General features: G+C 33.4%; 5 protein-coding genes. All 5 read left to right on the top strand.

Annotated features, from left to right (window positions below):
* The first annotated feature begins 35 nt into the window (after positions 1–35).
* From FOF46_RS11235 to FOF46_RS11215, 5 genes are read left to right on the top strand one after another with little or no spacing between them, the layout of a single operon-like run.
* The gene (locus tag FOF46_RS11235; protein WP_143916525.1) at positions 36–2,450 is read left to right on the top strand and encodes an ABC transporter permease; all 2,415 of its coding nucleotides are present in this window, start codon (positions 36–38) and stop codon (positions 2,448–2,450) included.
* Positions 2,451–2,475: 25 nt separating this feature from the next.
* Positions 2,476–4,836, top strand: coding sequence for an ABC transporter permease (locus FOF46_RS11230; RefSeq protein ID WP_109436013.1), 2,361 nt, complete (start codon positions 2,476–2,478; stop codon positions 4,834–4,836).
* Positions 4,837–4,887: 51 nt separating this feature from the next.
* On the top strand, positions 4,888–7,323 hold the full coding sequence (locus FOF46_RS11225; protein ID WP_143916524.1) for an FtsX-like permease family protein: 2,436 nt from the start codon (positions 4,888–4,890) through the stop codon (positions 7,321–7,323).
* A gap of 20 nt (positions 7,324–7,343) precedes the next feature.
* Positions 7,344–9,722 carry an ABC transporter permease gene (locus tag FOF46_RS11220; RefSeq protein ID WP_143916523.1) on the top strand — a complete coding sequence of 793 codons (2,379 nt, stop codon included), beginning with the start codon at positions 7,344–7,346 and terminating at the stop codon, positions 9,720–9,722.
* Positions 9,723–9,749: 27 nt separating this feature from the next.
* A complete protein-coding gene (locus FOF46_RS11215) occupies positions 9,750–12,116 on the top strand; it encodes an ABC transporter permease (RefSeq protein ID WP_109436010.1) in 2,367 nt (788 codons plus the stop codon).
* The last annotated feature ends 5 nt before the right edge of the window (positions 12,117–12,121 follow it).

The following is a 12,121-nucleotide window of genomic DNA, read 5'->3' as shown; positions in this document are numbered from 1 at the left end:
CTTGTTTTAGTATCAAAGTCAAAAAACAAACAGTTATGTTTAAAAATTATGTCAAAATAGCCTGGAGAAATCTAGTAAAAAATAAAGGGTATACCATCATTAATATAGCTGGGTTATCTGTTGGAGTATGCTGTTTTATATTAATAGCACTCTTTGTAGAAAATGAATTTAGTTATGATCACTTTCATTCAAAAGCGGATAGAATTTATAGGGTATGGCAATATGAGAACTATGGACCAAAAGAAGATTTTGTAAATACTACAACACCAGTGTCAATGGTAGAAGTTCTTAAAACTAATTTTCCCGAAATTGAAGAGGGAAGTCGGGTATTTCGATTCAATAGTTTGGTAAAAGGAAACAATAATGAATTTAACGAATCGATACGAGCGGTAGACCCTAGCTTTTTTCAACTGTTTGATTTCAATATTTTAAAAGGTAACACTGCGAATCCTTTTGCAACGGCTAATACGATGGTATTAAGCGAATCTTCTGCAAAAAAATACTTTGGTGATGAGAATCCTATTGGAAAATCCCTGGCTTTAGAATTTAATGAAGAGATTAAGTTTTTCGAAATTTCTGCTGTAGTAACCAATCCTCCTGAAGAATCAAGTATTCAATTCGAAATTCTTGTTTCCTTAGAAAATGAAGCTTTGTTTTTTAGTGAAAGAGCAAGAGAAAGCTGGTTCAATGTATCTGTAGAGTCTTACCTATTATTACAAGAAGGTCAATCTGTTACCCAATTGGAAGCCAAATTTCCGACTGTAATCAAACAATACCTAGGTGATAATTATAAGGAGAATACATTCTTTCTAAATTTACAACCACTTACCGAAATACATTTGGATACTTCTTTACCACCAGGGTTTGAACCTATTTCTAATCCAAAGTACTCTTATGTAATGGGATGTATTGCTTTTTTGGTACTGCTTTTAGCTTCTATTAACTTTGTGACTTTAGCGATAGGACGTTCCTTTTCAAGAGCAACTGAAGTTGGAGTACGTAAGGTTCTAGGTGCATTTCGCAAGCAAATTATACGGCAGTTTTGGGGAGAGGCCTTATTAGTTACTTTGATAGCCGTACTCGTCGGTATACTTCTTTCTTTTATACTTCTAAATACCTTTAATGACCTTACAAATAAACAATTGAATTTATCATTCAATATCAGTTTCTTAGGTATAGCATCTGGTCTCGTCCTTTTTATTGCTCTTATTGCTGGGATTTATCCATCTATAGTACTTTCAAAATTTAATCCAATGGAAGTTTTAAGACGAAAAATGGGAAAAGGAACTTCTATGGGGTTGTTTGGAAAAAGTTTAGTAGTAGTTCAATTTGTTACCTCTATAGTGATGCTTATTGGTACCTTGGTAATAGGGAGACAGATAGACTATTTGGTCAATAAAGATCTCGGATATCAAAAAGATACAATAGTAGTAGTGCCTACCAACATGTCGGGAGAACAGGCTGATACCTTTGGTGACTTATACATTGCTGAACTTAGAAAGCAACCCGTAGTTACCGAAGCTTCAAGGTCAATATTTAGTTTCATCGAAAATGGATGGGCCGAATTAGGGTTTACCGATAGTAAAAATTCATACCGTGAATTTAATTTTAATGCGGTAGATCATGACTTTTTGAAAACATATAATATTCAAATTAAGGAAGGCAGGGATTTTCAAGAAGGGAATGCTAGTGACGCTCAAAATGGTGTATTGGTCAACGAAACTTTTGTTAAGGCATTCGGACTCCAAAATCCTGTGGGAAACTCCTATGATAAATTCAAGATAAAAATTTTAGGTGTTATGAAGGATTTTAATTTTAAATCACTCAATCATAGCATTGAGCCATTAATGCTCACTATAAATCCAAGCCCTGTTTTAGAGACCATTGAGAATGCAAGTTCGAAATATAATTCACAACCAAGAATTTCAGTACGACTGAATACCCAAAATATGACTACTGGTATCGCAGTTTTGAAAGACACCTGGGAAAAGATCAATCCATCCCAAGAATTCGAATATTCTTTTTTGGATGAAGCGCTATCTACCCAATATAAAAACGAGATGCGCTCAAAATCGATCGTAAATATTGCTTCTCTACTGGCTATTTTTATTGCCTGTATGGGACTGTTTGGATTAGCAACTTTGACGGTTGCAAGACGTACTTCAGAAATTGGTATCAGAAAAGTAATGGGAGCAAGTGTGATTAATATTGTTGGAATGGTTTCAAAAGATTTTATAAAACTGGTTTTGATCGCTATTCTGTTAGCTTTTCCATTAGCTTGGTGGGCTATGAACGAATGGTTACAGGGATTTGCTTATAGCACAGGTATTAGTTGGTGGATTTTTGTACTTGTAGGAATTACTGTGGTCGGAATTACCTTGGTAACTGTGAGTTTTCAATCGATCAAAGCATCCTTAACGAACCCTGTAAAAAGCTTACGTACAGAATAATGAATGTATAGAAAAAACGAGAATCATGTTAAAAAATTATCTAAAAATTGCTTGGCGAAATTTACTCAGAAATAAGAGTTTCTCGGTATTAAATATTGTTGGACTATCCATTGGTTTGGCTGTTACAGCGCTTATTGTCATCTGGATCAATTTTGAAATAGGTATTGACCAATTTCATGAACATAAAGATCGTACCTATCAAGTATATAATCAATATCCTGTGGGCGGTGAAATATGGACCTGGAATTCTACACCTAAAGTTATGGCATCTGCCATACAAAAAGATTATCCCGATGTAGAACACATTGCAAGAGTAAATTGGGACTCTGAATTTTTATTTGCAAAAGATGATAAAAGAATAAAGAGTACAGGTAAAATTGTTGATCCCGATTTTTTAAAAATATTTAGTTTTCCGCTAGTAGAAGGTAGTTTAGAAACCGTTTTGGAGGGGGTTAATTCGGTGGTTATTACAGAATCTTTTGCTAAAAAGATATTTGGGGATGAAGAAGCAGTGGGTAAAACTGTTAAAGTAGATAATGCCGATAGTTTTATGATCACGGGTATTTTAAAGGATTTACCTTCAAATACAGATTTTGAATTTGATTTTTTAATGCCTTGGGCCTATTTAAAACAACGAGGCTCAGACGATAAATATTGGGGTAATAATTCTATTGCTACCTATGTGATGCTCAAAGAAGGAGTAGACTACAACTCATTCTCTAAAAAAATTAAAAACTTAAGAAAAGTATATGATAAAGATTCTCCAGAAATGGTCACTTATTTGTATCCATTTACGCGTTCCTGGTTGTATTCAAATTTTGAAAATGGTGAAGAAATAGGAGGTAGAATCGATATCATTCGAATGTTTGGGATTATAGCTGCTATTATTTTGATAATAGCTTGTATCAACTTTATGAATTTAAGTACAGCTCGTAGTGAAAAACGAGCAAAAGAAGTAGGTGTTCGTAAAGTTGTAGGAGCGAGAAGATTAACCCTTGTAAGCCAGTTTTTAGGAGAATCCGTACTGATATCATTCATTGCAGCAGTATTTGCTTTTATTATGGTTTTAATAGCCTTACCTCATTTTAGTACATTAGTAGAAAAGCCATTATCATTGGATTTGACTAATATTTGGTTTTGGGGATCAACTATAGTAGTAATAGTTTTTACAGGTCTTCTAGCGGGTAGTTACCCTGCATTGTTTCTTTCTAGATTTAAGCCTTCTTCGGTATTAAAGGGAACTTTTGCAAAGTCAAAAATGGGGGTTACACCAAGAAAAGTTTTGGTAGTCCTTCAATTTTCTGCGGCCATTATATTAATCACTTCGAGCATTATTGTTATGCAACAGTTGAAAAAGGTACAAGATAGACAAACAGGTTATGCAAAAAACAACTTGATTTACTCAATAATTCAAGGGGATGCAGAAAAAAACTATTCGCTTATTAAGGAGGAACTTATGGCATCTAATGCTGTTACTTCTATAACAAGAACCAGTTCGCCTGTGACAGAAGGTTGGAGTAATACCTGGAATTTTGAGTGGATGGGAAAAGATAAAGAAAATAAGCGCATTGTTCAAAGATTTGCTGCGGATGAAAATATAAAAGAGACACTTGGTATTGAACTTGTTGCAGGACGTGATTTTGATTTAAACAAATATCCAACAGATTCTACCGCAGCGCTCATTAATGAATCTGCAGTAGCACTCATGAATTTTGATGAACCCATTGGCCAGATTATTAAGGATAATGGAATAGAATGGCATGTTGTAGGAGTAACAAAGGATTTTGTATTAGATTCTCCTTTCCAAAGAATTCAACCAATGGTTATAGAAGGTGCTAAAGCAGGTTTTAATGTAATCCATATAAAACTTAATACAACCAGTAATACTTCAGAAAGCCTTGCCGAGGTAGAAACTGTTTTTAAGAAGTATAATCCTGAGTACCCCTTTGAATACCAATTTGTCGATCAGGAATATGCTAGAAAATTTGATAGCGAAAAAAGAACAGGTCAACTTGTAAGCATGTTTACATTGCTTACCATTTTTATCTCTTGTTTAGGGCTATTTGGTCTTGCCAGTTACATGGCAGAAAATCGAATTAAAGAGATCGGGATTAGAAAAGTTTTAGGGGCATCGGTTAGGAGTATTACTACACTTCTTTCGATAGATTTCATAAAACTGGTTTTAATTTCTATCATTTTGGCGGTGCCTATTTCCTGGTATTTCATGAATAATTGGTTAGAAGATTTTGATTATAGAGTAAACATTTCGTGGTGGACATTTGTTTTAGCGGGAATTTTAGCTCTTGTAATAGCACTTATAACGGTAAGTTATCAAGCTATAAAAGCAGCGATAGTAAACCCTATAAAAAGCTTACGAACAGAATAATTCATCAACTTATACTGAACTTGTTTCGGTATCAATCAAAAAACAAAGGTTATGTTTAAAAATCATTTAAAAATAGCATGGAGGAGTCTTAAAAAACAACCTTTTTTTACTTTCCTAAATACATTTGGACTTGCCATTGGTATGGCTGGAGGATTACTTATTTGTTTATATATCTACGATGAATTAAGTTTTGATAAAATGTTCGCAGATGCTGATCGCATTTATAGGATAAATGTAGATGTGAAGTTTGGAGGAAATGCCGAAGAATATTCAGAGGTGTCAGCTCCAATGGCCCAAGCGATGAAAAGAGATTATCCACAGATAGAAGTAGCTACGCGATTTAGGAATTTGGGGAGTATGTTTGTAAGAAAAAGTGATGCCGAGTTAAATGTTAAAGAAGTTGGAATAACTTATGTGGATACTACTTTTTTCGAGATGTTTGGTCTTGATTTGTTGGTAGGAAACCCCAAGACAGCTCTAAAAGAACCTAATACTTTGATCCTAACCAAAACAGCAGCAGAAAAACACTTTGGGATAAGCGAAGCTTTAGGGCAAAATATGATATTAGATAATAGGGATATCTATACAGTGGTAGGAGTTATAGATGATATGCCAGAGAACTCTTTTATTAGAAACCACAATATTTTTATTGCAATGGCGGGAAATGAAGATTCTTTTTCTACCGAATGGGGAAACCATAATTATCCAACTTTTATTAAACTGAGATCGGGATCAGATATTAAAGATTTTGATACTTTTTTAAAATCTGCATTAGGCACCTACGTAATTCCGGGTGTTCAAAATTATGCACCAGGGATAACAGAAGAACAGTTTTTGGCGTCTGGAAACTATCTTAATTTTAGTACTATAGCCCTAACAGATATTCATCTATATTCTAACAGATATCCAGAATTAAGTGTAAATAGCGATGTTCAAAATGTTTATATCCTTTCTTTTATTGCATTATTTCTAATCATTCTGGCAAGTGTTAATTTTATGAATCTGTCTACTGCTCATTCTCTAAAACGAGCAAAAGAAGTAGGAGTTCGCAAAACCTTAGGTTCTAACAAATCAGAGCTCATTAGGCAGTTTCTAATAGAATCTGGTTTAATTTCTTTTATATCATTAGTATTAGCTATTATAGTAGCTTCTGTAGCACTTCCTTTTTTTAACGAACTTGCAGGGAAAGAAATTTCTATACCATTTACCAATCCTTTTTTCTGGTTGATTTTACTGGCTTCAGTAATGTTATTAAGTCTTTTTTCGGGGAGTTATCCTGCATTTTTTATGTCAAAATTTAAACCTATTCAGGCAATGAAAGGTATAGCAGAAAATAATATTGGAGGAGGAAAAATCAGAAATTCTCTTGTTGTTTTTCAGTTTGCTATTTCTATCTTTTTGATTGTAAGTACTCTAGTTGTTTTTCAGCAATTAAAATTTATTCAAAACAAGGATTTAGGATTTACAAAAGATCAGGTTTTAATTATAGATGATGTGTATGTTACCGAAAATGAAATAGCATCTTTTAAAGAAGAGGTACAGCAATTAAGTCAGGTAAGAAGTACCTCGATTAGCGGATTTTTACCAACACCTTCATTTCGAGGGAATAGTACATTTTATCGAGAAGGATTAAAAGATGATCATGAAAAAGCAATCAATATGAATGATTGGGATGTTGATTTTGACTATGTGTCAACTCTAAACTTAGAAATTATTGCAGGCCGTGATTTTAATCGACAATTTAGTACAGATTCAACAGCCATGATTTTAAACGAATCTGCAGTGACAATCTTGGGGGTGACCCCAGAAAAAGCATTGGGGATGAGATTATCATCTGATTATGGAGAAGATGAGGTCGTATTTAGAACAGTAATTGGGGTTGTTAAAGATTTTCATTATGAATCTTTAAGAAGGGATATTGATGCGTTAGGACTTTCTCTGAATAATAGTTTTGGATCAATGGCAGTAAAACTAAATGCAGGAGATTTCTCTAATACCATAGCACAAATTGAAACAATCTGGAACAGAATATCTCCAGGTCAGCCTTTTAATTATTATTTTATGGATGAATCTTTCAATACGACCTATCGGGCAGAACAACGGTTAGGTCGAATTTTTATCATATTTACCATTCTATCTATCTTAATTGCTTGCCTTGGGTTATTTGGTCTGGCGGCATTTAATGCAGAAAAACGAACCAAAGAGATAGGTGTGAGAAAAGTATTGGGAGCTAGTGTAAGTCATATTACATATAAACTTACTATTGATTTCCTGAAACTTGTTGGGATAGCAATACTGATATCTCTTCCCTTAGGATGGTTTGCTATGCGTAAATGGTTAGAAGATTTTTCATATCGAATAGAAATTAGTTGGTGGGTATTTGTTATAGCAGCTTTTCTTGCTGTTTGTATTTCGATATTGACAGTAAGTTATCAAAGCATTAAGGCCGCTATAGTCAATCCCGTAAAAAGCTTACGAACGGAGTAAAATATCAAAAAAGAATAATTATGTTTAAAAACTATATCAAAATCGCCTGGCGAAATATAAAAAGAAACAAAGGGTATTCTGTTGTAAATATCGGTGGGCTTACTATTGGTTTATCGGCTGTGATTTTGATGCTTTTTTATATCAGCCATGAGAATAGTTATGATGTATTTCATAATGATTATGATAAGCTTTTTAGAGTAGAAAGAACATATGTAAGTAGTATCCAAAGTGATATTTGGGATAGTTCGCCTTACGCATTATCAAGTGAATTAAAAAGTTCTATTCCAGAAATCACTAATGCTACCAGTATAAGAACTACAGCAAATTATCTAAGTATTAATGATGCAATGTATCATGAGAAAAATGGATTGTTTGCAGATCATAATTTTTTTAAACTATTTACACTAAAACTCGTAAAAGGTGATCAGTACAGTGCTTTAGAAAACCCGATGAGTATAGTATTGTCAGAATCATTAGCCAAGAAGCTTTCTCCAGAGAATAATATTATTGGAAAAACAGTACGTATTGATAAAAAATATGACTGTATAGTTACGGGCATATTTACTGACTATCCGGATAATTCTCACTTAAAGATTGACTATCTACTTTCTTTTAGTTCGTATGAAACTATAACAAAAAATACGCTTGATGCAGGATGGAATGCAAATAATGCATCTGTTTATGTTCGGTTGGATCGTAATGCAAGAATTGATAATGTATCAGAAAAAATAAAAGGAGTTTTAGCAGATCATCTTACACTAGAAGATGGGATTGAGGAATTGCTTAGTCTAAGACCTGTTAGCGATATTTATATGAAAACTTCTAAGGTAAGAGGAGGTGGGGGCAATAGAAGTGAGATTACAGTCTTGTATCTTTTTCTTGCTGTTGTAATTTTCACAGTCTTAATCACTCTGCTAAATTACATAAATTCATCTACCGCCCAGGTCATGAAAAGGGAATTAGAAATAGGAATTAAGAAGGTGATGGGGAGTACAAAAAGTCATTTAAGATATCAGTTTATTACTGAGTCCTTAGTTATGGTATCTATTTCTTTTATTCTTGCTATTGGTTTGGTAGTATTATTTCTTCCACTCTTTAATAAAATTGTGGGAAAGAATTTATCGATTATTTTTAGTCAAGATTGGCCGTTTTTTGTATATGCTGCCCTTGGAACGCTTCTAATAGGTATTTTGGCTGGTTTATACCCGGTTTTCTTTCTTTCATCTTTAAAAATCTCCTCTTTTCTTCAAGGTAATTCATCAATAAAACGTCGTGCAGGTTTAAGAAAAGCCTTAGTTGTTTTTCAGTTAGTTTTAGTAATACCATTGGTATTTACTTCAATACTTATTATAGAACAGTTTAAATATATAGAACAAAGAGATATTGGGTTTGTAAAAGAGGATTTATTGGTGTCACATGTAGAAATTACAAATGATGAAAACAGAGAAGTACTTAATACTATAGGAGAGCAATTACTACAAAATCCTAATGTTCTTAATTATTCTATATCAGATTCTGCTCCATTCGGCGGAGGAAGTAATCAGAGTATGGATTGGGAAGGAAATACAACTAACGGAAAGGCTATGATTAGGTTACATAGAGTAGATTACGATTTTTTGAATACCTATCAAATGACACTAACAGAAGGAAGAGGTTTTTCTGAAGATTATGCTACAGATATCCAAAGTGCTTGCATTATAAATCAAACAGCTCTAGAATTGTTCGGATGGAAAAATGCCTTAGGTAAAGAAATTGATAATGGTCGTTTAAAAGTAATCGGTGTGGTAAAGGATTTTAACGATTATACGGCATTTAAGAAAATCCCACCTATGATCCTTTCTATGGATAAAAGTTCTGGTAGCTCATATGTAACCATAAAAGTAGCTTCAGATAAAAGGGCAGAAACCCAAGCATTAGTCAATACACTTTTTAACAACAATTTTCCGGAAAACCCTATAGAGTTTAGATTTTTGGATGATGAATTTGATAGTAATTATTTGAATTCATTAAAAGGTACCATCAATATTTTTATTTTTTTCTCGGTGTTGGCCATCCTATTGGCAGTACTTGGGCCGTATAGCCTGGTCTCTTTTTCATTAAAGACACAGCAAAAAATGATCGCCATACGAAAAGTATTGGGAGCCAATGTAGAAAACATTTTTCTAATACTGCTTAAAGAGTACATGATATTATTTAGTATCGCTACAACATTAGGACTTGTTACGGTTTATTTCATCGCCAACAAAGTGATACATGTTTTTGCATATCATGAGGGAATCAAATTTACCTATTTCATTATAGCAGGATTACTGGCTTTATTTATAGTGCTTTTTTCAGTGAGCAGCAAAATAATTTCAGCGGTATTACAGAACCCTATAAAAAGTTTACGTACAGAATAACTCATTATCAATCAAAAAATTACAGCTATGTTGAGACATCATTTCATTTTGTATATAAGAAGTATTAAAAGATACAAAGCATCTTTTTTTATAAATATCATTGGACTATCCACTGCATTAACATGCTCTATTTTGATATATCTATGGGTAAACGATGAATTGCATACAGATAAGTTTCACGAGAATAGTGATCATATTTTTCATTTGATGGAGCTTGCCGAATTTCCACAAGTGACAAAAGTAGGTTCTACTACATCAGGAAATATAGCGCCGCTTATGTTGGCAGAAATGCCAGAGATCAATATGGCAACCCAGGTAGTAAAATATCCTCAAAATGCCACACTTTCTATAGAAGACAAATCTATTAAAGGAGATGGTCATTATGTGAGCAAAGATTTTTTTAAAATATTCTCTTTTCCTATTATCAAGGGAGATAAAAATGATATATGGTCAAATACAAATACCATATTCGTATCAGAAACTATAGCTACAACTCTTTTTGGTTCTGTAGAAGACGCAATGGGACAAAATATTGAATTTCAGAAAGAAAAAGAATATACCGTTGCTGGTGTTTTTGAAGATGTTCCACAGCGATCTTCAGAACGATTTGATTTTGTACTTTCTTATGAAGAAAAAGCACTTTCTCAAACGAATCTTTTGCATTGGGGAAGTCAATCAACATATGTATACCTAAGTATGAAGCCTGGTACCGATATTGTTGCTTTTAATGACAAGATTCATGATTTTATTCGCAAGAAAACCAATAGAGGGCAATCTTATCGCACTCCGTTCTTAAAAAAATATACAGATGAGTATCTATACGGGAGTTATGAAAATGGTGTTGAGGCTGGTGGCAGAATTACATATGTAAAACTGTTTTCTATTATAGCCTTATTTATTCTAGTTATCGCTTGTATTAATTTTATGAATATGTCGACGGCAAAAGCCTCGAGAAGACTTAAGGAAATAGGGATTAAAAAAGCTATAGGAGCAAATAGGAAAACACTTATTTTTCAATATTTGACAGAAGCTGTAGGAATTGCATTTATAGCTCTATTCCTAGCAATGATTTTTGTTACTCTATTACTTCCTGAGTTTAATCAAATTACCGGAAAACAACTTTCCATGACGATAAGTTCTGGTTTTGTTTTGGCATTATTAGGGATCACATTATTCACTGGATTATTATCCGGTAGTTATCCTGCTTTGTATTTATCGGGTTTCAGGCCTGCTACCATATTAAAAGGAAAATTAAACACTTCTGTTGGGGAAGTATGGACACGTAAAGGGCTGGTTATTATTCAATATACGGTTTCGATAGTGCTCATTGTATCTGTATTAATAGTACATAAACAAATTGAATATATCCAAAATAAAAACTTAGGGTACACCAAAGAACAAATTATCCATTTTAGTCGAGAAGGAAAAACATTGGATAATAATCATATAGATACTTTTTTGGCAGAACTTAAGAATATCCCGGGAGTAGCAGATGCATCAAGTACTCGTAATGCAATGACTGGAGATGGTTGGGGTGTAGGAGGTTTTGATTGGGAAGGAAAAGACCCTAATGATTACACTCAATTTCAAAACATGATAGCATATTATGGTTTGATTGAAATGTTAGATATTGAAATATTAGCGGGCAGATCGTTCTCAAAAGATTTTAGCGAAGAAAATACTAAAGTTATCCTTAATGAATCTGCTATCAAACGAATGCAATTGAAAGATCCTGTTGGTAAGTTTATCGGGTTTAGAAATAAAAAAAGAGAAATTATCGGAGTAATAAAAGACTTTCATTTTGAATCTCTTCATGAAGATATAAAACCGATGATTGTCAATTTATGGCCTGAAAGACTTACTAAGTTTATGGTAAAAATTGAAGTAGGTAAAGAACAGGAAACCTTAGCGTCACTTCAGGATTTTTATGAAAAATATAACCCTGGATTTTTGTTTGATTATATGTTTCTGGATGAGAATTATCAAGAACTTTATGTTGCAGAACAAAGAGTGTCTAAGTTGTCTCGTTATTTTGCTGTACTAGCTATTATTATCTCATGTTTAGGTCTCTTTGGACTGGTATCCTTTACCGCAGAACGAAGAAAGAAAGAGATTGGGATTCGTAAAGTCTTGGGTGACAGCAGTGCACATATTTCTTTTTTATTATCCAAAGAATTTGTAAAACTAGTCCTGGTAGCCATTGTTATAGGCTTACCCATAAGCTACATGCTAATTAATAATTGGCTTTCGGGGTTTGCTTATAAGACAGGACTAAATCTTTGGTATTTTTTTACAGCCGGAGTGTTAGTGCTTATTGTAACCATTTTTACAGTGAGTACCCAAACTATGATTGCAGCGAATAGAAATCCTGTGGATGCATTAAGAGACGAATAGGGTTA

It is taken from the genome of Aquimarina algiphila, from assembly GCF_007489275.1.
In the GTDB taxonomy this organism is placed as follows: Bacteria; Bacteroidota; Bacteroidia; order Flavobacteriales; family Flavobacteriaceae; genus Aquimarina; species Aquimarina algiphila.
The sequence above is the reverse complement of the archived record's forward strand: the minus strand, read 5'-3'. Positions and strand labels throughout refer to the sequence as shown.

Excerpts from the sequence above, each read along its gene's own strand:
- FOF46_RS11230 (WP_109436013.1), top strand. The coding sequence starts at position 2,476 with ATGTTAAAAAATTATCTAAAAATTGCTTGGCGAAATTTACTCAGAAAT.
- FOF46_RS11220 (WP_143916523.1), top strand. The coding sequence starts at position 7,344 with ATGTTTAAAAACTATATCAAAATCGCCTGGCGAAATATAAAAAGAAAC.
- FOF46_RS11225 (WP_143916524.1), top strand. The coding sequence starts at position 4,888 with ATGTTTAAAAATCATTTAAAAATAGCATGGAGGAGTCTTAAAAAACAA.
- FOF46_RS11235 (WP_143916525.1), top strand. The coding sequence starts at position 36 with ATGTTTAAAAATTATGTCAAAATAGCCTGGAGAAATCTAGTAAAAAAT.
- FOF46_RS11215 (WP_109436010.1), top strand. The coding sequence starts at position 9,750 with ATGTTGAGACATCATTTCATTTTGTATATAAGAAGTATTAAAAGATAC.